A 24,854-nucleotide genomic window follows, 5' to 3' on the forward strand; every position below is an offset into this window, starting at 1 on the left:
CCCTTCCGCTCCGTCGTTCCGCTCCCTTGCTTCATCTATCGAGAGTCGATAGATTCCCATCGTAGCTCGATCGAAGGATGGGTCATGGGAAAGCTGACGGTGGGCGCGCTGCGCGCCGTGCTCGTGGTGGTGCTCACGGGCAGCGTGCTCGTACAGGCGTTGATGGTGTGGGTGTTGGTCAGCGGGAATGACCCGGAGGACGGGTCGCTCCCGCTCACCCCGCTGCGCGTGATCACGGTCCTGGGCATCGGGACGGCCCAGGTCGCCCTGGTCTGCGTATGGCGCCTGGTGACGATGGTGCGACGCGGCACCGTCTTCTCCCACGCCGCCTTCCGGTACGTGGACGTCATCATCGGCGCGATCGTCGCGGCCGCCCTCCTGTGGTTCACGGTCACGGCCATCAATGCGCCCGACCAGCGGGACGACCCGGGCGTCACCGTCATCATGGCCGGGATCGGCCTGGCCATCCTGGGTGTCGCGCTCATCGTGCTCCTCCTGCGGATGCTGCTCGCCCAGGCCGTCGCGCGCGACGTCGAAGCGGCGCAGATGCAGGCCGAGTTGGACGAGGTGATCTGATGCCGATCGCCGTCGACATCGACGTGATGCTGGCCAGGCGGAAGATGTCCGTGGGCGAGCTCGCGGACCGCGTGGGGATCACGCCCGCCAACCTGGCGGTCCTGAAGAACGGCCGCGCCAAGGCGGTGCGGTTCGCGACGCTCGCCGCGCTCTGCGAGGTGCTCGAATGCCAGCCGGGTGACCTGCTGCGCTGGGAGTGCGAGGACACCGCCGGCGAATGAAGAGGCATCCGGCCCGCCCGTGAGGAGGCGATCACCGGAGGGGCTGCGTAGCCTGAGAGCCACTCCAGGGGCATCTGTGAGAGAGCCCGGGTGGCTTTCCCCGCCCGGCCGCGAGCAGCCCCGAGCCGCGGAGGTCGTGTGGCGATGTACGACGACGTACTGGCCGATCTGCTGGCCCGCTCCCACCTCGTGTCCGGGCGGGAGCTCGCGGCCCTCGTGAACGAGGCGGGCCGGCGCATCGGGCTCCAGGGGGCGGCCATGTACGTGGCGGATCTGCAGCAGATCCGGCTGATTGCACTGCCCCAGCCCAATGCCCCGCAGCACCAAACACTGGAAGTCGACTCGTCCCTTGCGGGCCTGGCCTACCGTACGCAGCAGGTGCAGCGGTCGCGGGACGGCGTCACCGCCTGGCTGCCGATGATCGACGGAGTCGAGCGCCTCGGTGTCCTCATGGTGGAGGCGCCCTCGCTGGACGGCGCTCTGCTCAGGCGCAGCGAGACGCTCGCCGGGGTGGCCGCCCTGCTCGTGGTGTCGATGTCGTCCCACAGCGACCTTCTGGTCGAGGCGGAGCGTTCGCGGGCGATGACGGTGCAGGCCGAACTGCTGTGGGCCTTCCTGCCGCCGCGGACCATCGGCACGGCAGAGGTGACGTCCTCGGCGGTGCTCGAACCCGCGTACGACATCGGAGGCGACACTTTCGACCACACCCTGGACGAGCGCGGCCTGCACCTGGCAGTCATCGACTCCATGGGCCACGATCTCGCCTCCGGTGGAGCCAGCGCCGCGGGGCTCGCCGCCTGCCGTGCGACCCGCCGCTCCGGCGGTTCGCTGACCGACATCGTCACCTCGATCGACGGAATCCTGGACCAGTGGTTCACCGACCGGCTCATGACTGCCGTCGTCGCCCATCTGGACACCTCCGAGGGACGGCTGACCTGGATCAACTGCGGGCACCCGCCACCCCTGCTGATCCGCCACGGAAGAGTCCTCCCGCAGGCGCTGGCCCGGGAGCCCGATCTGCCGCTCGGGTGGGGGTTCCTCGCCGAATCACCGCCCACCGAGCATTCCCAGCGTCTCCAGCCCGGTGACCGGATCCTCCTCTACAGCGACGGCGTCACCGAGGCGCGCTCGCCCCAGGGGGACCTGTACGGCGAGGAACGGCTGGGCGACACCGTCATCCGTGCCACGGCGGCGGGTCATCCCGCTCCCGAAGCCCTCCGGCGCCTCGTCCAGGGCCTCCGGGAGCACCAGCACCACAAGCTGCGCGACGACGCCACGATCCTCCTCAGCGAGTGGCACCCGAGCGGCCGCGGCACGGAGGCATGAACCCAGGGTGCTTCACACCCCGCCCACGGCGGTGATCGGCCGGACAGCTCCTAGTCGAACGGGTCGAGAGTGACGTACGCCTGCAGCGGATTGCCGTCGTGCACCAGGGACTCGTGGGCGCCGACGTCGTCGAAGGCGAAGCCGTAGGCCTTGCCGTCCGCCATCCGTGCGTGGATCTCCCGTGAGTAGTGGTTGGTGACGGCGTCCTGGTAGAAGCCTGCCGAGGAGGTGTCCGGCTGGTTGGGGTTGGTGAGGAGGGTGGAGCGGTTGTAACCGGCGCAGAGGGTACGGGAGATGGGGCCCCGCACCTGGTCGTTGGGCGCGTCGAGCCGCTTGTAGCAGCCGAAGACGCTGTCGGAGTCGGGCTTCTGGAACGACGTGACGACCGCGCCCGCGCTGTTGGTGAAGTTCATGACGTTGCCCGAGACGCGGCCGAAGTACTTCACGGACGGCTGGTTGGCGAACGGCGTCACCGTGAGCGTCGAGTTCGTGTACTTCGTCCAGACGCGGTTGATGTAGTCGTCCATCACGTTCGCGGGGAGGGCGCCGGCCTCGATGCCGTGGCCCGGGGCGAGGGCGCGCAGGACCGTGCCGTCGGTGCGGGTCTGGATCAGGTTCGCCCAGCCGCCCGGCCGGGCGCGCAGCCCGTCGAGGAAGCCGCGGTAGCCGCCGGGCTTGAGCCGGCCGGTGGTGGCGACGCTGCCGTCGGGTCGCTTGACGCCGACCGCGTACGGGGCGGAGACCATGTCGACCTGGGTGCTGTTGAGCCAGAGGCCCGCGTCGTTGAGCGTGTACTCGGACCAGTTGAAGAGGATGTTCCGGTTGGGGTCGCTCGGGTTCTGGACGGCAGGCTGGACGAGGCCGCCGGTCGCCAGCCTGAAGTCGAGCTTCTGGCCGTAGCTGAAGTAGATCCGGCCGGAGAACTTCGGCAGCCGGATCGTCATGGACTGCCCCTGCGCGGGGCCCGCGATCGAGGCGTCCGGCGCGGGGACGGGAACCGGGCTGCCGGCCGGCCAGGGGTGGAAGGTGCCGTTCGCGTCCGCCCAGCCCTGGCGGCCGGTGGAGAGCTCGGTGCCGAGGTTGTAGACGTAGATCCGGTCGGAGCGGCCGGAGTTGTTCTTGAACGTGAGCGGAATGGTGGCCGGGACGGCGGCGGTCCCGGCGGGCGCGGCCTGGACCGTGGGGGAGGGGCCGGCCAGGGTCACTATGGTGCCGATCAGGGCGGCGGCGGTGACGGACGCGAGCAGCGTGAGCTGCCCGCGACGGCGGCGGTGGGAAGGCACGTGGGGGCTCCTCGGGGTGGGGGAACGAGGACTGAGAGCGCTCTGAGAGCGCTCTCAGAATGGTGAGGATGTGATGACCCTGTCAATGCTTCGGACGTTCGGGGATGTCGGGACGTCGGGATGCCGGGACGTCCGGATGCCGGGACGTCGGGGCATCCGGATGCCGGCGAGGGCGCGAGGGGCGGGCGGCACGGGACCCGGCGGCGCGGGGCCCGACCGTCTCGGACTGGGCCCCGCGCGGGGCTCACTCCAGGTCGAGGGTCTCGTGCAGGGCCGCGACCGCGTGCGCACGGTGCGCGTCGAGTTCGCGCACCACGGCCTCCTCGTCGCCGTTGCGGACGGCCGAGATGACCGCCCGGTGCTCGCGCACGGCCAGCTCCCGGTTCGGCACCTCGGTGTAGTACAGCGAGCGGTAGGCGTCGGTGGCGTCCCACAGGGTGGTGACGAGGCGGACCAGGCGCGGCATCCCGGACGCCTCGATCAGGGCGAAGTGGAAATGGCGGTTGGCCGCGCCCATCGCCGTCACGTCCCCGGCCGCGGCGGCCCGTTCCACCTCCCTCTGGATCTTCTCGAGCGAGGCGAGCAGCCCGTCGTTCGCGCGCCGGACGCCGAGCCTGACCGCCTCCGTCTCCAGCAACTGCCGGATCCGGTATACCTCTTCGAGGTCCGCGAGAGACAACTCGGCGACGAAGTAGCCCCGGTGGATGTGGTGGACGACGAGACCCTCGCCCTCCAGGATCTTCAGGGCCTCCCGCAGGGGCACACGGCTGACGTCAAGCCGGGCGGCGAGCGCGTCCTGGCGGATCTGTCCGCCGGGCCGCAGTTCGCCTGCGGAGATCGCGCGCCGCAGCTCCTTGAGGACGAACTGCTGGGCGGTCGGCGGCCGCTCCTTCTGCACCGCGCTGCTCATCGCCTGTGACCCTTCCGTCGTTCCTGGACCCGTCGTTCCTGGATTCGTCGTTCCTTGATTCCTGCCCGGCCGGCCGCCCGTGCCGGGCGCCGATCCGGTGTCCGGACATCTTCCTACGGGGCGCCGGGCGCCCGTCCCAGCTCGTCGAGCAGGGCGGCGGTGTGCTCGCCGAGACGCGGGGGCGCGGTGCGGTACGAGGGCGGGGTGGCGCCGAGCGTCACCGGGTTGACGACCTGGCCTGGTCCCGCCGCGTCGGCCGGGACGCGGGGCGCGAGGCCAAGTCGGTCGGCCAACTCGAAGGCCGCGGCGAGGTCGTTGATGGGGCCGCAGGGCACGCCGGCGGCGGTGAGCTCGTCGAACCAGCTGTCGGCGGTCCGCTCGGCGAGCGGCGCCGACAGGGCCGCGATCAGCTCCTCGCGGTGGGCGACGCGGGCCGCGTTGGTGGCGAAGCGGGCGTCGTCGGCGAGCGCGGGCAGCCCGAGACGCGCGCAGAGTGCGCGGAACTGGCGGTCGTTGCCCACGGCGAGGACCAGCGGCCGGTCCCGCGCCTCGAAGACCTCGTACGGGGCGATGCTCGGATGCCGGTTGCCCATGGCGCGCGGGACGATCCCGGCGCCAAGGTGGGCGGCCGACTGGTTGGTGAGCGCGGAGAGGAGGGACGTGAGCAGCGAGACCTCGACCCGCTGGCCCTCACCCGTACGCTCCCGGTGCCGCAGCGCGGCCAGGACCCCGAGGCCCGCGTGGAGACCGGTGATGACGTCGACAAGCGCGACGCCCGTCTTCGTCCCCTGGCCGCCGGGCTCGCCGGTCACGCTCATCAGCCCGCCCATCGCCTGGACGAGGAGGTCGTAGCCGGGCAGATGGGCGCCCTCGGCCGCGCCGAAGCCGGTCACCGAGCAGTAGACGAGCCCGGGGTTGGACGCGCGGACGTCCTCGTAGCCGAGGCCGAGCTTCTCCATGGTGCCGGGCCGGAAGTTCTCCACGAGGACGTCGGCCCGGTCGACGATCGCCCGGGCGGTGTCGCGGTCCGCCGGGTCGGTGAGGTCGAGGGCGATAGAGCGCTTGTTCCGGTTCACCCCGAGGAAGTACGTGGCCTCGCCGTCGGCGAACGGGGGACCCCACGCGCGCGTGTCGTCACCGGAGCCGGGCCGCTCGATCTTGATCACATCGGCGCCGAGGTCGGCGAGCAGCATGGTCATGTACGGCCCGGCGAGGACGCGCCCGAAGTCGGCCACGACGATGCCGGACAGGGCGCCGGGGACGGACGATTCCCGCTGATCCGCGTGCATCTCGCAGCCCTCCGCCGGTGATGGGATCCCCTGTGAACGTAGGGATCGGAGAAGAGATATTCAATACTGGATCCAAAATCCAATCTCCCGCTACGCTCGGCACGCCGCATCGTCGCACCAGCCTGGAGGCCGTCCGTGAAGTCGTCGCAGCCGTCGCCCGCGTCGAAGTCGTCCCCCGTCCACCCCTTCGATCTGCTGGCGATCGACGGCCTGCTGACCGACGAGGAGCGGGAGATCCGCCGGACGGTGCGCACCATGGCGGACAAGGAACTCCGCCCCCAGGTGGCCGACTGGTTCGAGGAGGGCGCCATCCCCGCCCGCGAACTCGCCCGGCAGCTCGGCGGCGTCGGCGTCCTCGGCATGCACCTGGAGGGCTACGGCTGCGCGGGCACCAACGCCGTCGCGTACGGACTGGCCTGCCTGGAACTGGAGGCCGTCGACTCCGGGCTGCGCAGCCTCGTCTCCGTGCAGGGCTCCCTCGCGATGTACGCGATCTGGAAGTACGGCTCCGAGGAGCAGAAGCAGCAGTGGCTGCCCGGGATGGCCGCCGGCGAGTACATCGGCTGCTTCGGACTCACCGAGCCGGACGCCGGATCGGATCCGGGAGCCATGCGCACCCGCGCCCGCCGCGACGGCGACGACTGGGTGCTCGACGGCACCAAGATGTGGATCACCAACGGTTCGGTCGCCGACGTCGCCGTCGTCTGGGCCCGTACCGACGAAGGCGTCCGCGGGTTCCTCGTGCCCGCCGGCACCCCCGGCTTCAGCGCGCCCGAGATCAAGCGGAAGCTGTCCCTGCGCGCCAGCGTCACCAGCGAACTGGTCCTGGAGGGCGTCCGCCTGCCGGCCGACGCGATGCTGCCCGAGGCGCGCGGCCTCTCCGGCCCGCTCGGCTGCCTCAACGAGGCGCGCTTCGGCATCGTGTTCGGTGCGCTCGGCGCCGCCCGCGACTGCCTGGAATCGGCGATCGCGTACGCGGGCGACCGCATCGTCTTCGAACGGTCCCTGGCCTCCTACCAGCTGACGCAGCAGAAGCTCGCCGACATGTCCCTGGAACTCGGCAAGGGCATGCTGCTCGCCCTCCACCTGGGGCGCCTCAAGGACGCGGGCGGCCTCACGCCCGAACAGGTCAGCGTGGGCAAGCTGAACAACGTACGCGAGGCCATCGCCATCGCCCGTGAGTGCCGCACCATCCTCGGCGCGAACGGCATCACCCTCGAATACCCGGTGCTGCGCCACGCCAACAACCTGGAGTCGGTCCTCACCTACGAAGGCACCAGCGAGGTCCACTCCCTCGTCATCGGCAAGGCGCTCACGGGCGAACAGGCCTTCCGCTGACCGGCACGGCGTGCGCCTAGCCGGCCGTCACCTTCGCGAGGAACGCGTCCAGGTTGGTCGTCATCCGCTCGACGCGGCCCTCGACCGTCAGCGACTCCTCCTGGCGGCCGGCCCGCAGCTTGGGCTGGCGCTTGCCGCGGACGTACAGGGAACAGGCCAGGTCGGCACAGACGTAGATGCCGACCGTGTTCCCCTCGCGTCCGCGCGCGCCGGCCAGCGGCGCCGCCAGCAGGGTCACGCCCGACGAGGCGTGCGCCGTCAGACAGACCTGGCACAGGCTGGACTTGACCGCGCTCGTGCGGCTCGTGGCCGGCACCCGCAGGGTGATGCCGAGCGGGCCGTCCTCGCGCGGCACGACGAGGTGGGCGCGTAGCGGCGCGCCCGGGTCGACCCAGCCGAGGAAGTCGAGGTCCTGCCAGGGCAGCTCGGCGAAGTCCAGCGGGAGCTTGAGTCTGCTCGCCTCGCCCTTCGTGCAGTTCACGAACGACGAGCGGATCTGTTGGTCGGTGAGAGGTTCCACTCGGTGGACCGTACACACATCGCGCCGCCCGGGCATCCGGATTTCCCTCCGGGCCGGCCGCCGCCTCAGGCCACCCAGTCCGGCAGATCCGGGTCCGAGAACCGCGCCGGAGCCCCGGCGAGGGCCGCCGCGAGCCGCTCGGCGGCCGTGTCGTACACCTCGGGCGGCAGCGCGAACGGGATCCGCAGCCGGTGCTCGTGCGTGCCCACGTCCACGCCGAACCGGGTGCCGCCCTCCACCCGTACGCCGTGCCGCAGCGCCCGTGCCGCCAGCGCGGAGGCGATGGGGCGGCCCAGGTCGACCCAGAGGCACAGACCGCCCGGCGGGAGCGTCCAGCGCCACTCAGGGACATGGCGGGCGAGCGCCGTCGTCAGGGCCTCGCGGCGCACCCGCAGCTCCTCGGTGCGGCGCGGCAGGATCGTGTCGAGACGGCCGAGCAGCTCGACGGCCAGCAGCTGGTCGAGGACCGAACCCGACAGATCGGCGGTGATGCGGACCCGCGCCAGCTCGGTGATCACCCGTGACGCCGCCCGGGCCCAGCCCACCCGCAGACCGCCCCAGCAGCTCTTGCTGAGCGAGCCGACGCTGATGATCTGCTCGCTCTCGCCGGTCGCCGGGGCGGCCGCGAACGGTCGCGGGGCGGGCACGTCCAGGGCCATGTCGGTGAGCGTCTCGTCGACCACCAGCCAGGTGCCGGTGGCGCGCGCCGAGCGCGTCACCTCCCGGCGCTGCGCGTCCGGCATCAGCTGCCCGGTCGGATTGTGGAAGTCCGGGATCAGGTAGGCGAGTCGGGGTGCGGTCTGCCGCAGCGCCGCGTCGATCAGCCCGCTGTCCCAGCCCGACTCGGTGACCGGTACGGGCGTCAGGCGCAGCCGCCGGCCGCGCATCGCGTCCAGGGCGTTGGTGTACGAGGGGTTCTCCGCGAGCGCCCGGTCGCCGGGGCCGCCGAGCAGTGCCACGGCCAGGGCGAGGGCCTGCTGGGCTCCCGTGGTGACGAGGATCTGCTCGGGGAGCGTGGGGAGCCCGCGGCGGGTGTAGCGGTCCGCGATCGCGGAGCGCAGCTCCGGGAGGCCGAAGGGGTGGTACCCCTGGGAGCGGGCGTAGCGCGGCAGTTCGGCGGAGGCGGCGGTGAGCGCCCGGGCCAGTTCGTCGGCGGGGGCCTCGGGCGCGGCGAGCGCGAGATCGATGGCGGCGTCGGGGGCGCCGTGGAAGGCGGCCAGGCTGACCGGGGTCTGGCCGTCGGGCAGCGCCGTCCAGGTGCCCGCGCCGCGGCGGCTGTGCGCGTACCCGCTCTCCCGCAGCAGGTCGTACGCACCGGTCACGGTCGTACGGCTCACGGCGAGCGCCTGGGCGAGCTCCCGCTCGGCGGGCAGCCGCATGCGCAGTGCGACCCGGCCGTCGAGCAGGGTCTCCCTGACGGCCCGCGCCAGTTCCCGGTAGCCGAATCTGCCCTCCGGCGGCCGCGTCAGAAGCGCCGCCAGCTGGCGGCCGGTCAGGGTGCGGTCCGCAGTGTGGACCACTGTCCGGACCACACTGCGGACCACTCGACCCTCTGCCATGCCAATCACTCCTCATTGGCTCTGCTGTCCAGTCCAATAAGGCTACAGACTCCGTCTCAGTGGCCCGGCGGCCGCGGAGAGGGGAACAGTGATGGGTGCACGCCTCACCGACCGTGACGAGAGGCTGTGGCAGAAGCGGGCGGAGGAACGTCTCGCGGAGCCACTGCCGATCGGATATTGGATCCGAAAATTCGGCGCGGCCGTGTCGGTGGTGGGCCGACGCCGCAGGGGCGGCGACAGAGCCGAGTCCGCCGCCGCCCCGTCCTGCGCCCGCCTTCAGGAGACCGGCTGAGCGTTCGCGAGGACGTGCCCGGCGACGTTCGGCCCGGGCTGCGGGGCCGGCCCGGAACTCGAATCCGAGATCTCCGCCGACTGCGGGCTCACCGACGCCGACTGCTCCGTGGTGCCGGTCGTGTCGTCCGAGGGCGTTCCGTTCGTCGCCGTCGTGTCGTCGGTCGCCGGTTCCGACTGCGGGCTCGGCGAATCCGGTGAGGCGGGCGACTCGGGCGACGCGGGCGACTCTGGAGCCGGCGAGGACGACGACGGCGCCGACGGGCAAGCCGGAGGAGTGACGCCACCACTGGGCCCGGGCGGCTCCCTGCCCGTCACCGTCACGCAGGGCACCGGCGTGGGCGAAGACGTCGACGGCGAACTGGGGGAGTCGGTGACCGAGCCCGAGACGGAGGGCGACGGGGGCGCCGTCGGCGGCTTCGTCGGCTTGTCCTGCTTCCCCGTGTCGCCCGGCTCGCGGGCGAACCAGCCGTCGTCCTCGGGGTCGTACACCACGAAGACGTTCACCACGGTCACCGAGGGCGTCACGACGACCACCTGGGAGGGCTGATAGCCCGCCCACTTGGTCCCCGTCGTCTTCGGATCCTTCTGGGCGACCGGCGGCTTCAGCGGGTTTCCGCAGGCACAGCGCACCCGGGGCACGCCCCGGTCGTCGACGAGCACGGCCGTACCGGCCTGGAGCACCGCCTGGTACGAGGTCGGGGCACCGTCCCGGAAGCCGTGATTGGTCACTCGGGTGTCGACCCGGAGCTGAAGCGGGGTCAGGGAGCGCAGATACCCGGGCACTTCGCCGGTGGAGATCCCCAGGACCTGGGCGAAGCCCGCGTTCTTGGCCGGCTCGGTGGACAGGTAGCGGACCTGCTGCTCCACGTCGCAGCTCGCCGTGTTCTGCGTACCGCCGTACAGGCCCGCCGCCGAACCGGACACGCTGCGCGTGGCGGTGACGTCCCCGGTGGCGGTCGGGCTGGGCAGCGGGGTGGGCGACTGCGCGGCATTGGAGGCGCGGGCCGTCGACTTGGTGAACGGGTCGGGGCCGGTCGCCGAGGCATTCTGCAGGAACACCTCGCCGCCGCCGGAGCCCCCGGTGTCACCGCCGTTGCCGTCCGGACGGGTGAGGACGACCACCAGGGCCACGGCCGCGACCAGCACCGCCGTGACCGAGGCGACCTTGGGGACGGAGCGCCACCAGGGGCCGCCGCCACCGCCTTCGCCCTGGCCGCCCCCCGTACCGCCGCCGCCCCCGGGCCCGCCGGAACCGCCGGAGCCACCCCCCGAGCCGTCGTGCGGGGGTCCGGGGGGTGGTGGGGGACCGGCCTGCCCCGGGCTGGTGCTCGGGCCCGAGAGGGGACCCGAAGGAGGACCTGAGGGAGGAACCGAGGGGCGGCCGGAGGGCGGGTGGGAAGTCACATTTTTCCCTTTCTTCCGTTCCGCGCCCATTGTGTGCGCGGAACGGGCCCTGCCCGCAAGCGGACGTTGTCCACAGGCCCTGCGAGCAGGAACCTCCGGTACTAGCGTGGTGAGCGTGAGCAGTCGGCTCCCCACCACGTCCCGCCCGGCGCACGACACCGGCCACTTCGCCCGCCACTGGGGCGAGGCCCTGGTAGCCGTCCTCGCCGGGTTCCTCGCGATGGCCGTCGTCGCCGCACTCGGCCTCTGGGCCGCGGGCGCCGCCGACCTGCCCGGCGGCTTCGTCAACGTCGTTGCCGCGGTCGTCGTCATGGCCGTCGGCGGCCAGATCAGCCTCTCCGGCGACGCGAGCGCACTCGCCGGTACGAACGCCGAACTGACCGCCATGCCCCTCACCGTCACCCTGGTGGGCGCACTGGTCACCGGATTCTGCTTCCTCCTGCCGCTCCGCCACCACGCCGTCGCCCGGACGGGTGACCTCCTCGCCCGTGTCGCGCGCACCGTCGTGCTCTGGCTGGCCGCGCTCGCCGGGCTCTCCGCCCTCGCCCGCCGCGACTTCCCCGTCACGCTCCCCGGCGGACAGAGCGAGGACCCGATGTCCGACCTGTTCGGCGAACTCCTCGACGCGGTGAACCCCACCGTCGGCTTCCGCACCGAAATCGGCCCCACGCTGCTCTACGGGCTCCTGTGGATCCTCGGCGTGCTCCTGATCGCCCTCCTGGTGTCGCGCGCGACTCCGCTCCCGCCGCGTCTGGTCCGCTACCACGAAGCCGTCCGGCCGGTCGCCTCCGCGATGCTGCTCCTGGTCCTCGCGTACGTCGTCATCGGCTTGGTCATCGGCATCGTCGTGGCCGCCATGCGGGGCCACGCGGCCGAGACGTTCGCGGTCATCCTGCTGGGGCTGCCCAATGTCAGCTGGCTCGCCCTCGGGGTCGGGATCGGCGGCTCCTGGCAGGGCACGGTCGAAGGGCCGTTCGGGCTGCCGATGCCGCCCATCCTCGACGCGGTGCTCCGCACCGACACCGAGGGCCTCTCCACGGTGGACCTGTCCTCCCTCGCCTCATACGACTCCAGGGCCTGGTGGATGCTCCCGGTGGCGGCCGTCCTCGTGCTCGCCGTGGCCTTCGTGGCAGCCCTCCGCTCGCCCGCCCGGACGCGGCTCTGGCAGCACGCCCTGCACCTGGGCCTCGCGTTCGCCCTGACCATGCTGGTCATCGCCCCCGTCACCCTCGTCGAGGCGCGCTTCGGGCTCTCCATCCTCGGCATCGGCGAACTCGAATCCCTCGGCGGCCAGGTCATCCTGCGCCCCGACGTCTGGAAGATCGTCGGCTTCGCCCTGCTCTGGGGGCTCGTCGCCGGATTCCTGGGCGGCCTCCTCGCCTCCAGCGTGCGCCGCCGCGACGAGACGGACACCCGCGGGAAGGTCTAGTACCGGGCGTCCAGTGCCCGGCGTCTAGTACCAAGCGGCGGGTGGCTCCCGGAAGACCGGGCGGGCCCAGGCGGGCGGTTGGGGCGGCGGGGGCGGCGGCTTCGGGCCTTCGCCGTCGTCGCGGCCCGGGCCAGGACCCGGGCCGCCCCGCTCCAGGGCCGCCCGCAGCGCCGCGACGAACTCCAGACACGTTCCGTACCGCTCCTCCGGCACCTTCGCCAGCGCCTTCGAGAGCACCTGGTCCGCCGCCTCGGTCAGTTCGGGCCGTTCGGACGACGCCGGGGGCGGCGGGTCGTACTGGTGGGCCCAGAGCAGTGCCATGTCGTCGTCGCGGCGGAACGGCGGCGCGCCCGTGAGCGTCTCGTAGACCACGCACGCCAGGCTGTACACGTCGCAGCGGCCATCCACCGGCTTCCCCGAGATCTGCTCGGGCGCCACATAGTCCAGCGTGCCCACGAACTGCCCGACCGTCGTCAGGCCGGTCAGCGACAGGGACTTCTTCGTGAGCCCGAAGTCCGTGAGGTACACATGCTCGGGATGGTCGCGGTCGGTGCCCTCGGCGACCAGGATGTTCCCCGGCTTCACGTCCCGGTGCACCAGGTCGTGCGCGTGCGCCGCGTCCAGCGCCGACGCCACCTGCACGGCGATCCGACCCGCCTTCACCGTCGGGAGCGGGCCCTCGCGGTCGAGGAGCGCCCGCAGGTCCTGGCCGGCGACGAAGCGCATGGCGATGTACAGGACGCCCTCCGTCTCACCTGCCTCGAAGACCGGCACGATGTGCGGATGGTCGATCGCGGCCGCCACCCGCGACTCGTGCGCGAACCGCTTGCGGAACGTGTCGTTGCGGGCCAGTTCGGGCGCGAGCAGCTTCAACGCCACCGTCCGGTCGAGGCGCAGGTCACGCGCCCGGTACACGACCGCCATTCCGCCGCGGCCGATCTCCGCCTCGACGCGGTAGTCCGCGATCTGCTTGCCGACCAGCCCCGACTCCCGGCCTGCGGGCAGGTCCGTGTCCCGGGCCGGGCCGCCCATCAGCCCTCACCCGGCAGCTGCGCCTGGTCCACGACCTGGGTGGGGGGCGGGCCGGCGGGCGCCTGCCGCTGATCGTCCTCCTCCAGGCGGGGCACCACCCGCGTCGGCTCGTGCACGACAGCGGCGACCGATGGGCCGGACGAGGCCGCGTACGTACTCAGGGCCGTACCGTCGCAGTACACCCAGCGCTCGTGCTCCGCGTCGTACAGCCAGAGGGCCTCGCCGTCGACCACCATCCCCACCCGCAGCCCGTGCGTCCGCCGCTGGAACGTGTCCCGGTCGACCCGCGAGGCCGCCAGCTCCTCCGCGGCCCGCCGGTACCTGCCGAGCGACTCCTCCGCCCGGGCGATCAGAGGCCGGGGGTCGGCGGTCCTGGCGAGCGGCTGACGGGCCTCCGGCGGATCCACCGGTACGGAGACGAGCAGGCGGGCGTCCACCCACGCGGACCAGCCGTTGGAGCACAGGACCTCGCCCCAGTCGCCGACCCGCTGCGTCAGCTGCACGGGCAGGAACGCGTCGAGGGGCACCGTCGGGAGTGCCGGGTCGGGACCCTCCCAGGCGGGCAGACCGTCGCGCGGCACGATGTGTGTCGGCCGGAAGTCCGGTACGCCGTCGGGTACCGGGGGAGTGACCGGGATGCCCATGGGCCGCCTGCCTTCACTGTTCCGGACTTGGGATCGGGGATATCGGATATCGGATATCGGATCATGGATATTGGATCCGAAATCGGCTACTTCCGCATGACCACCGGCTCGTGCCGCCGCAACAGCCTCGCCACCAGGAAGCCGAGCACGACACACAGCAACACCAGCATCCCCATGTCGAACAGCCACGCGCCCACCGTGTGGTCCATCAGGGGATCGGCCGTCTTGTCGCTCGGCGCGGTCGTCCCGATGTCGATCGTCGCTCCCATCGCCGCGAACGCCCACCGCGACGGCACCAGCCACGCCAACTGCTCCAGGACAGGCGTCCCGGTGACGGTGAGCAGAGCTCCGCAGAACACCACCTGCACGATGGCCAGGAGGACGAGCAGCGGCATCGTCACCTCCTCCTTGCGCACAAGGGCGGAGACGAACAGACCGAGCATCATCGCCGTGAAGGACAGCAGTGCGACCGCGAGCGTCAGCTCGATGAGCGGCGGCATCAGCACGCCCTTGCCGCCCGGTACGTTCAGCGGGACCCCGATCAGCGCGACGAGTGTGAGGACCACCGCCTGGACGACGGTGATCAGCCCGAGCACCACCACCTTCGACATGAGGTAAGCGGAGCGGGAGAGGCCGACGGCTCTCTCGCGGCGGTAGATCGTGCGTTCCTTCACGAGCTCCCGCACGGCGTTGGCCGCACCCGTCAGCACCCCGCCGACACACAGGATCAGCAACACGTTCAGCGTCGACTCGGCGTTGAGACTGCCCTCCGAGAGCGCCCGGGCCATCGCCCCCATGATGAACGGCAGGGCGATCATGATGGCCAGGAACGTGCGGTCGGCGGAGAGCGCCGCCGCGTACCGGCGTACGAGCGTACGGAGCTGGGAACCCCAGCTCTGCGCCTTGCGCGGCGGCGGGGGCTCGGGAACGGCCCCGCCGGCGGGCAGCCCGGCCCGTTGCATCGCGTCGGAGATGTACTGCCGGTGGAAGCGCGACGAGCGGTACTGCCCCGCCCAGTCCCGCCCGCGCTCGGTCTCGAAGGCCTCGAACGCCTCGGGCCACTGGTCGAAACCGAAGAAGCCCAGCGTGTCGTCCGGCGGCCCGAAGTAGGCGACACGCCCACCGGGCGCGAGGACGAGCAGCCGGTCGCAGACGTCCAGGCTCAGGACGCTGTGCGTGACGACGATGACCGTACGGCCGTCGTCGGCGAGCCCGCGCAGCATGTGCATCACGGACCGGTCCATGCCCGGGTCGAGACCGGACGTCGGCTCGTCGAGGAAGAGCAACGACGGCTTGGTGAGCAGCTCGAGGGCCACGCTCACCCGCTTGCGCTGGCCGCCGGAGAGACTGTGGATGGGCTGCTGTGCCCGCTCGACGAGGCCGAGTTCGCCGATCACCTCGTCCACGCGCGCCTTGCGTTCGGCGGGGGCCGTGTCCTCGGGGAAGCGCAACTCGGCGGCGTAGGCGAGGGCGCGTCGCACGGTGAGCTGCAGATGGAGGATGTCGTCCTGCGGGACGAGGCCGATGCGCTGGCGCAGCTCCGCGTAGTCGCGGTAGAGGTCCCGGCCGTCGTAGAGGACCGTGCCGTGGTCGGCGGGACGCTGACCGGTGAGCGCGCCCAGCAGCGTCGACTTGCCCGCGCCGGACGGCCCGACCACCGCGAGCAGGCACTTCTGCCCGACCGGGAAGGACACCTCCTCCAGGAGCGTCTTCCGGCCGTGGTCGACCGTGACGGCGAGGTCCTGCACGTCGAGGGAGACCTCACCGGTGTCGGTGAACTCGACGAGCTGTCCCCCGATGAGGCAGAAGGCCGAGTGCCCGATGCCGACGATGTCGTCCGGGGTGACGCGGGACTCGACGACGGGGGCGCCGTTGAGGAAGGTGCCGTTGTGGCTGCCGAGGTCCTGGATCCAGTACGTGCCGTCCGGGTGGGCCCGCAGTTCGGCGTGGTGCCGTGAGACGACGAGATCGTCGACGACCAGGTCGTTTTCGGGCGCCCGGCCGATGCGGACGGTGCGCGTCGGAAGCGGCCGCACGGACGTGGGCCGGCGGAAGGTGCCGGTCAGGGCCGGATGCGAGACCGAGGACGGCCGCGGCGGGGTGCGCGGCGGCGCGGGAGCCGGCGGCTCGGGAACCGGTACGGGAGGCGGCACCGGCGACGGCTCGGGACCCGGCACGGGCGGCGGCGGGGGTACGGGGGCTCCGGGGCCTGGCTCCCGTACCAAGGGAGGTTCGGGGGTTTGGGGGGCTTCCGGGACCCCGGGCGAGGGCGCTTCCGGCGCCGGGGCCTCGGGCGCCGGGACAGCCGGGGCCGTCGCCGTGCCCGACAGCACCGCGCGGGGGCCGTCTCCGGGGTGCCCGAACCGGATGACCGTCCCCGGGCCGACCTCGCGCACGGCGACGCGGTGGCTGTCCGCGTACGTTCCGTTGGTGCTGCCCTCGTCCTCGAGGGTCCAGTGGTCACCGACGGCCCGCAGGACCGCGTGGTGCCAGGAGGTGCGGTCGTCGTCGAGGACGATGTCGCTGGTGGGGTCGCGCCCGATGCGGTAGACCCGGCTCGGACTCATCACGGTTGCGTCCCCGTGGATCTCGAGGACGAGCTCGGGTGCGGCGGGCGCGACGGGCCGCTGTCCCATGCGTGAATTTTATCTTCCGGGGCCGATCCGTGCCTGCGAGAGCCGCCGGTATCGTGGGCGCCTCCAGCACCGCCGAAGGAGGGCCCACCCGTGCCGAAAGGTGTCACCAAGCGTCGGCCCCGCACCAGAGCAGCCCTGCTCAAGGCCGCCCTGGAGACCTTCGCCGAGCACGGTTTCCACGCCACCTCCATCGAGCAGATCTGTGAGCGTGCCGGCTACACCCGGGGTGCGTACTACTCGAACTTCGCCAGCAAGGAAGAGCTCTTCCTCGCCCTCTTCGACGAGCACAGCGAGCGGACCGTACGGCGGCTCGCGGAGGCCGTCGACACCCTCGCCGCCGAGGACTACACGCTGGAGCGGCTCGCCGAACTCGCCGCCCGGATCGAACCGGACGAGCGCGACTGGTACCTCGTCACCACCGAGTTCACCCTGCACGCCATCCGGGACCGGCAGGCGGCCTGGGTGCTCGCCCGGCACGACGCCCGGCTGCGGGCCGAGATCGCCCGAGGCCTGACGGCCGTACTGCGCAGGGCGGGACGCGAACTGACCGTGGACGCCGACAGGTTCGCCCGGATGCTCATCGCCCTGCGCGAGGGCGGACTCGCGCAGAGCTATGTCGAGCCCGAGGAGTTGCCGCCGGGCAGCCTGGAACGGGACTTCCTCGCCCCGCTGTTGGCGGCCTCGACCCGGGAGATCGACACCGGCCGCTAGCGGATCGGTCAGTCGAAGAGGTCGGGGTCGGAGGCGGTGATCTGGTCCCACAGCGGCCGGGCCTGGAACCAGCCGGCCAGGTGCGTGCCGACCTGGCCCCGGGTGACGAGCGCCGTCTCGCGGTCGATCAGCTGCGGCGTACCGGCGGCCATGGCCAACAGCTGGGCCTGGCAGGAGCGTTCCATGGTGACGAACCACCAGACGGCCTCGGCGACCGACTGCCCGACGGTGAGCAGCCCGTGGTTCTTGAGGATGACCGCCTTGTGTCCCGCGAGGGCCTTCGCGACGCGCTTGCCCTCGTCCAGCTCGTTGACGACGCCCCGGTAGTCGTCGTAGATCCCGTGGTCCTCGAAGAAGGCGCAGGCGTCCTGCGTGATCGGCGCGAGCGGGATGCCGAGGCTGGAGAACGCCTTGCCGTGCAGCGAGTGCGAGTGCGCGGCGGCGACCGCGTCGGGCCGGGCCGCGTGCACCTGCGAGTGGATGACGAACGCGGCACGGTTCACGGGCCGGTTGCCGGAGAGCACGGTGCCCTCGTGGTCGACGAGGATCAGATCGGAGGCCTTGATCTGGCTGAAGCTCATCCCGAACGGGTTGACCCAGAAGGCGTCCGGGTTCTCCGGGTCGCGGACGGTGATGTGCCCGGCGACTCCCTCGGAGAACCCGAATCGCCCGAAGAGCCGGAATCCCGCCGCGAGTTGTTCCTTGCGGTAGCGGCGCTCCTCCTCGACGGAGTCGAAGGTGGGCGGCAACGGGAGGGTGACCCCCTCGGGCAGCGGGCCCACGGCGGCGGCCAGGGCGGGCGGGAGAGTGCTCACGGGGGCTCCTCACGACGGCGGGGCGCGATCCGGCTTGCGGGGCGCGATGCGCGCCAGAAGATACAGAGATGTATCCGATTCGCCAATGGTTCGGTCGTGGTCGTGGTCGTGGTTGCGGTGCGGGGGCGCGGGTGGCTACGGTCGGCCGAGCGCCGAATGGAGAAAGCGCTTACCGCCTGGGGGAGCTGACCTCGTGCCGAGCACCGACGTTCCGATCAACGTTCCGAGCAACGTCCTGATCTACACCCGTACCGCCGGCTACCGCCACGACTCGATCCCGGCGGGCGCGAAGGCGCTGGTGGCGCTGGCGGAGGCGGCGGGGTACGAGGCCGAGGCGACCGAGGACCCGGGCGCCTTCACGCCGGAGCGGCTCGGGCGGTGCGCGGCGGTGGTCTTCCTCTCCACGACCGGCACGGTCCTGACCGAGTCGGCGCGTGCGGCCTTCGAGGCGTACGTCCTCGGCGGCGGAGGCTTTCTCGCGATCCACGCGGCGGCCAACGCGGAGCCCGACTGGCCCTTCTACGGCGAGCTGCTCGGCACCCGCTTCGACGGCCACCCGGAGATCCAGCCGGGCGTGGTGTGCGTGGACGCGCCGGACCACCCGGCGACGGCCGCGCTGCCGGGCCGCTGGTCCTGGACGGACGAGTGGTACAACTTCACGTCGAACCCGCGGAGCGCCGGCGTACGGGTCCTGGCCCGCGCGGACGAGTCGACGTACCGGGGCGGAACGCTGGGCGCGGACCATCCCCTGGTCTGGTGCCGTGAGGTGGGCGAGGGCCGGGTCTTCTTCACGGCGCTCGGCCACGCGTCGGAGGCGTACGAGGACGAGTCGTTCCGGGGCCATCTGGCAGGGGCGCTGCACTGGGTGTCGCCGCCCGCGGGGACTCCGGGCCGGGGTCTCTAGGGGGCGTCCGGGGGCCCAGGGAGGCCGGGGCCCTCACCCCCGCGCCCCCTCCCCGATTGCGGTCCGGTCCTGGGCGCGGGAGGGTGCCTGTGGGGCGGACGGTCAGGAGGAGCTGAGATGGCGATCGCCACCGTAAACCCCGCCACGGGGGAGACGCTGCGCACCTATGACGCGCACGGTCACGACGAGGTGGAGCGGCGGGTCGCCGCCTCGCACGAGACGTTCCGCCAGTACCGCGCGACCTCGTTCGCCGAGCGCGCCCGTCTCATGCGCCGGGCCGCCGACCTCCTCGACGAGGACGCCGAGGACGTCGCCCGCACGATGACCACCGAGATGGGCAAGCCGATCAAGGCCGCCCGTGCCGAGGCCGCCAAGTGCGCCAAGTCGATGCGCTGGTACGCCGACCACGCCGAGGCGCTGCTCGCCGACGAGCACCCGGCCCCGGCCGACGTGCGGGACTCCGGTGCGGACGCCGCACGCGTCCACTACCGGCCCCTCGGCCCGATCCTCGCCGTCATGCCGTGGAACTTCCCGCTCTGGCAGGTCATCCGGTTCGCCGCGCCCGCGCTCATGGCCGGGAACACCGGACTGCTCAAGCACGCCTCCAACGTCCCGCGGACCGCCCTCTACCTGGGTGATCTCTTCCGCCGGGCCGGATTCCCCGAGGGCTGCTTCCAGACCCTCCTCATCGGCTCCGGCGCCGTCGAGGCGGTCCTGCGCGACCGGCGGGTCGTCGCCGCCACCCTCACCGGCAGCGAGCCGGCCGGCCGCTCGGTCGCCGCCATCGCGGGCGACGAGGTCAAGAAGACGGTCCTGGAGCTCGGCGGCAGCGACCCGTACATCGTGATGCCGTCCGCGGACGGCACCCGTGCCGTGAAGACCGCCGTCACCGCGCGCGTGCAGAACAACGGCCAGTCCTGCATCGCGGCCAAGCGGTTCATCGTCCACGGCGACGTCTACGACCACTTCGCCGAACGCTTCACGGCCGCCATGTCCGCCCTCACGGTCGGCGACCCCCTCGACGAGGCCACCGACGTCGGCCCGCTCGCCACCGAACAGGGCCGGGCCGACCTGGAGGAACTCGTCGACGACGCCGTACGCAAGGGCGCCACGGTCCTCTGCGGCGGATCCCGCCCTTCGGACCGGTCGCGCGGCTGGTTCTACCTTCCGACCGTGCTGGCCGACATCACTCCCGAGATGCGCATCCATCAGGAGGAGACGTTCGGCCCGGTCGCCACCCTCTATCAGGTCAGCGACATCGAGGAGGCCGTGGCCGTCGCCAACGACTCACCGTTCGGGCTGAGTTCGAACGTGTGGACGCGCGACGACGCGGACATCGCCTTCTTCGTACGGGACTTGGAGGCGGGCGGCGTGTTCGTCAACGGGATGACGGCCTCGCACCCCGCGCTCCCGTTCGGCGGCGTGAAGCGCTCCGGCTACGGTCGTGAGCTCTCCGGCCACGGCATCCGCGAGTTCTGCAACGCGACGACCGTCTGGCAGCGGAGCTGACCACCCTTCCCGCTCCCACAGGCCCTACTCGCCGCGCGTCCACGCCAACAGCTCGTCCGCCGACCAGGTGTTGACCACCCGCTCCGTGGGCACCTCGCACTCCTCGGCCCGCGCGCACCCGAAGATCTGCCACTCCAACTGACCCGGCGCGTGCGCGTCCGTGTCCACCGCGAACCACACCCCCGCCTCCACGGCCTGGCGCAGCAGCCGACGCGGCGGGTCGAGGCGCTCCGGGCGGCTGTTGATCTCCACCGCCGTCCCCGACTCCGCGCAGGCGGCGAAGACGCGCTCCGCGTCGAAGACCGACTCGGGCCGCAACCGGCCCCCGCTGACCAGCCGCCCCGTGCAGTGGCCGAGGACGTCCATCAGCGGATTGCGTACAGCCTTCTCCATCCGCCGGGTCATCGCCGGCGCGTCCATCCGCAGCTTCGAGTGCACGGAGCCGACCACCAGGTCAAGGCGGTCCAGCAGCTCCGGCTCCTGATCCAGCGAACCGTCCTCCAGGATGTCGCACTCGATCCCGGTCAGCAGCCGGAACGGCGCCCACTCCTCGTTCAGCCGCTCCACCACGTCCAGTTGCTCGCGCAGCCGCTCGGGCGACAGGCCGCGCGCCACCTTCAGGCTGGGGGAGTGATCGGTGAGGACCGCCCACTCGTGGCCGATCCGCGCCGCCGTGCGGCCCATGTCCTCGATCGTGGAGCCGCCGTCGGACCACTCGGAGTGGAGATGGCAGTCGCCCCGCAGCGCCGCCCGCAGCGTCTCGCCGCCGGTGACCTCGGGTACGGGGATCTCGGCCTCCAAGCGCGCCAGATACTCCGGCACCCGCCCCTCCAGGGCCTCCCGGATCACGGCGGCCGTCTTCGGGCCGATGCCCTTCACCGTCTCCAGGGTCCCGGCCGTCGCGCGTCGCTCGGCCTCACCGTCCGCCATGGCCGCGACGGCGGCGGAGGCGGTACGGAACGCCCGGACGCGGTACGTGGGCGCCTGCGAGCGCTCCAGCAGGAAGGCGATCCGGTCCAGCGCCGCCACGGGGTCCATACCGGCTCCTCACCCCTCACCCTCGCCCGGTGGTGGCGGCGTGCACCGGGCCGATCTCGCACCACACCGCCTTGCCTTCGCCGCGCGGCTCCACGCCCCACCGCGACGCCAGCGCGTCGAGCAGCAGCAGCCCGCGCCCCGAGGTCGCCGCCTCGCCGGGCGTACGACGCCGGGGCCAGGCGCTCGAACGGTCCTGCACCGACAGCCGTACCCGGCGCACCGGCTCGGGCAGCACCTCCAGGGTGAGCACCGCACCGCCCTCCGTGTGCAGCAGTACGTTGACGAGCAGCTCGCCGGTCAACAGCTCGGCGTCGTCGGCCAGCTCGGACATGTCCCAGTCCCGCAGCGCCTGGCCCACCGCGGCCCGCGCGTCCGAGAGGCCCTGCGGATCGGCCTGGTGGATGTACTGGTGGATGCGCGGCGCACGCGGCGTCCCCGGGTCCGGGCTGCGCCGCAGCACCAGCAGCGCCACGTCGTCCCCGGCGCCCCAGCGCTCCCAGAGCTGCTCCGACAGGTGGTCCGCGAGCGCCTCCGCCTGCGGCGGACCGGCGCTCATCGCCACCGACAGCGCGTCGAGGCCGGCCTGGATGTCCGAGCCCGGCTGCTCGACCAGCCCGTCGGTGCACAGCACCAGCGTCTCGCCGGGGACGAGGTCGAGCCGGGTCTCCGGGAACTCCTCGTCCCCGAACACGGTCGCAAGACCCAGCGGCAGCCCGCCCCGCAGCTTCGGCTGCCCGACGCGGCCGTCGGTGTGCCGGATCAGCGGCCCCAGGTGCCCGGCGCGCACGGCGCGCACGGTCCCGCTGCCCAGGTCGACCTGGGCGTACGTGCAGGTCGCGAAGCGGTTGGTGTCCAGCTCGGCGAGAAAACGGGAGGCCCGGGCCAGGACGGTCGAGGGCGCGTGGCCCTCACCCGCGTACGCCCGCAGCGCGATCCGCAACTGCCCCATGATCGCGGCCGCGTGCGTGTCGTGCCCCTGGACGTCCCCGACGACGACCCCGACCCTGCCCCGGGGCAGCGAGATCACGTCGTACCAGTCGCCGCCGACCTGTCGCCCGCTCCAGGCCGCGTGGTAGCGGACGGCGATCTCTCCGCCCGAGATCGCCGGGATGCGGCGCGGCAGCATGGTCTCCTGCAGCCCGGTGGCCAGCTCCCGCTCCTCGTCGAAGAGGATGGCGCGCTGGAGGGACTGCGCGACGATCGCGGCGAGGCCGAGCAGCAGGTTGCGCTCGTCGGCGTTGAACGCGGAGCGGCGCCGGTAGAACAGCGCCATCCCGCCCAGGGACCGGGCCTGGGCGACGAGCGGCAGGTAGCAGGCGGACGTGAACTTCAGCCGCTCGACGTAGGGGGCCAGTTCCGGGTAGTCCCGCCCGAGGGTGCCGAACGCGGACACGAACCGCGGCCGGCCGCTGAGCACCGCCTCTGCCAGCGGCAGCCCCCGGTCGAGCCGGTGCGACCGGAAGTCGTTGAGGGCCTCCAGGGACTCCCCGCTCAGCGCGATGACGTTCAGCGAGCCGTTCTCGACAAGGCCGAGCGCGAGCCCGTCCGCACCGAGCCGGGCCAGCCCGCCGGGGCCGGTCATGGCCGCCGTCACGTCGTCGACGGTCACCGCCCGCGACAGCGCGTGCGTGGTCCGCTGGACGATGCTCGTCTGGACCTCGCGCCGCTTCTCCAGTTCGAGGACGAAGGCGGAGTGGGTGACCTCGGCGGTGGTGTCGCGGACGATGCCGACGATCCGGTGCGCCCGCTCGTCCGGCGTGCGCAGAATTCGCGCCTGGACGTGCGTCCACTGGGGTGCTCCGTCGGCGCCCTCGATCCGGAACTGCGCGGTGTACGAGGTCTCGCCGCTGGTGATCGCCGCCCGCACGACCCCGTCGACCCGGGCGCGCTCCTCGGGGTCGAGGCGCTGGACGAGCGTGGCGGGGCGTCCGTCGAACTCGCTCGCGTCCAGCCCGAAGACCAGCAGCCCGGCCTCGTCGACGTCGATGGTGCCCGTGTCGAGGTCCCAGTCGAAGCTGCCGGTCCGATTCATGGCGAGCCGCTCGGTGGGCCCGATCTCGCCACTGCGCGTGCGCCGGTCGTCATCGGTCATCCTCACCATTGTCGAACCCGCACCCCTCCGACGCCATGGCGGCGACACACCGAGTACCCGAGTTGTGACCGAGGGGGGGCGCGCCGAGGGCCGTGCGGGGGTCGCAGGGAGGCGCAGGGGGCCGCAGGGGACGGAGGGGTCGGCCGGGCCGGTCGGGGTCGGGTTCGGGGTCGGGGGAGAATGGGCCGGTGATCATCCGGTACCGCGTCCTCGGCCCCTGCCAGGCCCTCCGGGCCGACGGCGGGGAGGCCGCGCTCAGCGGTGCCCGCCTCCGGGCCCTCCTGTCCGCGCTGGCGGGCGCGCCCGGGCGCGCCGTACGGGCGGACGAGCTGATCGAGCTGATCTGGGAGGGCGACCCGCCCGGGAACGGCACGGAGGCGCTCCAGGCGCTGATCGGGCGGCTCCGCCGGGCGCTGGGGCGCGAGGCGGTGGACTCGGTCGCCGGCGGGTACCGGCTCGCGGCGGGGGCCGAGGACGTCGACCTGTACGTGTTCGAGCGGCTGGCCGCCGAGGGCGCGGAGGCGCTGGCGGCCGGGGAGGCGGCGCGGGCGGCGCGCCTGCTCGACGAGGCGCTCGGGCTGTGGCGGGGGCCGGCGCTCGCCGATCTGCCGGGCCGGGACGGCGACCCCGTCGTCGTACGGCTGGAACAGCGCCACGCCCACGCCCGCAAGGACCGCCTCGCCGCCGAGCTGGCCCTCGGGCGGGCCACGACCGCCGTGGCGCCAATGGAGGCCCTCGCGGCGGAGCGGCCCCTGGACGAGACCGTTCAGGCACTCCGCATCCGCGCCCTGCGGGCCGCCGGACGCGGGGCCGAGGCGCTACGCGTGTACGACGAGGTCCGCACCGTGCTCGCGGACCGCCTGGGGACGGACCCCGGGGCCGAACTACGGGACTTGCATGCGGAGTTGCTGGCGGGCGACGGGTCTCCGTCCGTGCCGGTGCCGTCGCTCCGACTGCCCGCCCGGCCGACCTCCTTCGTCGGGAGGGAAAAAGAACTCGACGTTCTGGTAGCCGAGTTGGGGAAGCGGCGGCTGGTCACCCTGATCGGACCGGGCGGGGTGGGGAAGACCAGGCTGGCTCTGGAGGCCGCCGACGCCGAGGTGGGGCGGTGGCCTGACGGGGTGGGGTCGGCCGAACTCGCCTCAGTACGCGTCGAATCCGAGGTGTCGGCCGCTGTCCTCACCGCCCTCGGCGGCCGTGAGACCCAGTCGTGGGGAGCCATGCCCAGGGACGCGCTGACCCGTCTCGTGGAGCACTGCGCGTCGCGTCGTCTGCTGCTGCTTCTGGACAACTGTGAGCATGTGATCGGGGCGGCGGCGGAGTT

General features: G+C 72.5%; 21 protein-coding genes. 9 read left to right on the plus strand and 12 right to left on the minus strand.

Annotated features, from left to right (window positions below; all coding sequences use genetic code 11):
• Nucleotides 1-84 precede the first annotated feature (84 nt).
• The 3 genes from AB0F56_RS33615 (at nt 85) to AB0F56_RS33625 (ending at nt 2,123) form a co-directional block, all read left to right on the plus strand.
• Nucleotides 85-576 (plus strand): DUF2975 domain-containing protein, encoded by a 492-nt coding sequence (locus tag AB0F56_RS33615; RefSeq protein ID WP_362016727.1) that lies wholly within the window; start codon nt 85-87, stop codon nt 574-576.
• The gene (locus AB0F56_RS33620) at nt 576-797 is read left to right on the plus strand and encodes a helix-turn-helix transcriptional regulator (protein ID WP_362016729.1); all 222 of its coding nucleotides are present in this window, start codon (nt 576-578) and stop codon (nt 795-797) included. Before AB0F56_RS33615 ends, AB0F56_RS33620 begins: the two co-directional genes overlap by 1 nt.
• Nucleotides 798-941: 144 nt before the next feature.
• On the plus strand, nt 942-2,123 hold the full coding sequence (locus AB0F56_RS33625) for a PP2C family protein-serine/threonine phosphatase (RefSeq protein ID WP_362016769.1): 1,182 nt from the start codon (nt 942-944) through the stop codon (nt 2,121-2,123).
• A 50-nt stretch (nt 2,124-2,173) separates the two neighbouring features.
• Here the strand turns inward: AB0F56_RS33625 and AB0F56_RS33630 are convergent, their stop codons facing one another.
• From AB0F56_RS33630 to AB0F56_RS33640, 3 genes are all read right to left on the minus strand, one after another.
• Nucleotides 2,174-3,331, minus strand: a complete 1,158-nt coding sequence (locus AB0F56_RS33630; protein WP_362016770.1) for a glycoside hydrolase family 64 protein — start codon at nt 3,329-3,331, stop codon at nt 2,174-2,176.
• A 319-nt stretch (nt 3,332-3,650) separates the two neighbouring features.
• Nucleotides 3,651-4,316 (minus strand): GntR family transcriptional regulator, encoded by a 666-nt coding sequence (locus AB0F56_RS33635; protein WP_362016730.1) that lies wholly within the window; start codon nt 4,314-4,316, stop codon nt 3,651-3,653.
• 113 nt (nt 4,317-4,429) lie between these two features.
• Complete coding sequence (locus AB0F56_RS33640; protein WP_362016732.1) at nt 4,430-5,605, minus strand: CoA transferase; 1,176 nt, start codon at nt 5,603-5,605, stop codon at nt 4,430-4,432.
• Between the two features lie 135 nt (nt 5,606-5,740).
• Between AB0F56_RS33640 and AB0F56_RS33645 the strand changes: the two genes are divergently transcribed.
• Entirely contained in the window at nt 5,741-6,943 is a 1,203-nt protein-coding gene (locus tag AB0F56_RS33645) for an acyl-CoA dehydrogenase family protein (RefSeq protein ID WP_362016733.1), read from the plus strand.
• A 16-nt stretch (nt 6,944-6,959) separates the two neighbouring features.
• Here the strand turns inward: AB0F56_RS33645 and AB0F56_RS33650 are convergent, their stop codons facing one another.
• The 3 genes from AB0F56_RS33650 to AB0F56_RS33660 form a co-directional block, all read right to left on the minus strand.
• Nucleotides 6,960-7,463, minus strand: coding sequence for an FBP domain-containing protein (locus AB0F56_RS33650; RefSeq protein ID WP_362016735.1), 504 nt, complete (start codon nt 7,461-7,463; stop codon nt 6,960-6,962).
• 65 nt (nt 7,464-7,528) lie between these two features.
• On the minus strand, nt 7,529-9,022 hold the full coding sequence (locus tag AB0F56_RS33655) for a PLP-dependent aminotransferase family protein (protein ID WP_362016737.1): 1,494 nt from the start codon (nt 9,020-9,022) through the stop codon (nt 7,529-7,531).
• A gap of 276 nt (nt 9,023-9,298) precedes the next feature.
• Nucleotides 9,299-10,462, minus strand: coding sequence for a DUF6777 domain-containing protein (locus AB0F56_RS33660; protein WP_362016739.1), 1,164 nt, complete (start codon nt 10,460-10,462; stop codon nt 9,299-9,301).
• 373 nt (nt 10,463-10,835) lie between these two features.
• Between AB0F56_RS33660 and AB0F56_RS33665 the strand changes: the two genes are divergently transcribed.
• Nucleotides 10,836-12,149, plus strand: a complete 1,314-nt coding sequence (locus tag AB0F56_RS33665; RefSeq protein WP_362016741.1) for a streptophobe family protein — start codon at nt 10,836-10,838, stop codon at nt 12,147-12,149.
• Between the two features lie 24 nt (nt 12,150-12,173).
• Here AB0F56_RS33665 and AB0F56_RS33670 read toward each other — a convergent pair whose 3' ends face one another.
• The 3 genes from AB0F56_RS33670 to AB0F56_RS33680 form a co-directional block, all read right to left on the minus strand.
• The gene (locus AB0F56_RS33670) at nt 12,174-13,181 is read right to left on the minus strand and encodes a serine/threonine-protein kinase (protein WP_362016743.1); all 1,008 of its coding nucleotides are present in this window, start codon (nt 13,179-13,181) and stop codon (nt 12,174-12,176) included.
• A complete protein-coding gene (locus AB0F56_RS33675) occupies nt 13,181-13,825 on the minus strand; it encodes a hypothetical protein (protein WP_362016745.1) in 645 nt (214 codons plus the stop codon). Before AB0F56_RS33675 ends, AB0F56_RS33670 begins: the two co-directional genes overlap by 1 nt.
• A gap of 86 nt (nt 13,826-13,911) precedes the next feature.
• A complete protein-coding gene (locus AB0F56_RS33680; RefSeq protein WP_362016747.1) occupies nt 13,912-16,461 on the minus strand; it encodes an FHA domain-containing protein in 2,550 nt (849 codons plus the stop codon).
• A 90-nt stretch (nt 16,462-16,551) separates the two neighbouring features.
• On the opposite strand from AB0F56_RS33680, the gene AB0F56_RS33685 reads away from it, so the two are divergent.
• Nucleotides 16,552-17,172: a helix-turn-helix domain-containing protein gene (locus AB0F56_RS33685; protein WP_362016749.1), complete on the plus strand. Its 621-nt coding sequence runs from the start codon at nt 16,552-16,554 to the stop codon at nt 17,170-17,172.
• 8 nt (nt 17,173-17,180) lie between these two features.
• On the opposite strand, the gene AB0F56_RS33690 is transcribed toward AB0F56_RS33685, so the two are convergent.
• Nucleotides 17,181-17,987, minus strand: a complete 807-nt coding sequence (locus tag AB0F56_RS33690) for a class II aldolase/adducin family protein (RefSeq protein WP_362016751.1) — start codon at nt 17,985-17,987, stop codon at nt 17,181-17,183.
• A gap of 193 nt (nt 17,988-18,180) precedes the next feature.
• On the opposite strand from AB0F56_RS33690, the gene AB0F56_RS33695 reads away from it, so the two are divergent.
• Together AB0F56_RS33695 and AB0F56_RS33700 are read left to right on the plus strand one after the other, a co-directional pair.
• Nucleotides 18,181-18,891, plus strand: a complete 711-nt coding sequence (locus AB0F56_RS33695; protein ID WP_362016753.1) for a ThuA domain-containing protein — start codon at nt 18,181-18,183, stop codon at nt 18,889-18,891.
• Between the two features lie 117 nt (nt 18,892-19,008).
• Nucleotides 19,009-20,400, plus strand: a complete 1,392-nt coding sequence (locus tag AB0F56_RS33700) for an NADP-dependent succinic semialdehyde dehydrogenase (protein ID WP_362016755.1) — start codon at nt 19,009-19,011, stop codon at nt 20,398-20,400.
• Nucleotides 20,401-20,424: 24 nt separating this feature from the next.
• On the opposite strand, the gene AB0F56_RS33705 is transcribed toward AB0F56_RS33700, so the two are convergent.
• Entirely contained in the window at nt 20,425-21,438 is a 1,014-nt protein-coding gene (locus AB0F56_RS33705; RefSeq protein ID WP_362016757.1) for a PHP domain-containing protein, read from the minus strand.
• A 16-nt stretch (nt 21,439-21,454) separates the two neighbouring features.
• Nucleotides 21,455-23,530 (minus strand): SpoIIE family protein phosphatase, encoded by a 2,076-nt coding sequence (locus tag AB0F56_RS33710; RefSeq protein ID WP_362016759.1) that lies wholly within the window; start codon nt 23,528-23,530, stop codon nt 21,455-21,457.
• Between the two features lie 188 nt (nt 23,531-23,718).
• Between AB0F56_RS33710 and AB0F56_RS33715 the strand changes: the two genes are divergently transcribed.
• On the plus strand, nt 23,719-24,854 hold a 1,136-nt coding region (locus AB0F56_RS33715; protein WP_362016761.1), incomplete at its 3' end, for a BTAD domain-containing putative transcriptional regulator.

Source organism: Streptomyces sp. NPDC026092 (assembly GCF_040638605.1).
In the GTDB taxonomy this organism is placed as follows: domain Bacteria; phylum Actinomycetota; class Actinomycetes; order Streptomycetales; family Streptomycetaceae; genus Streptomyces.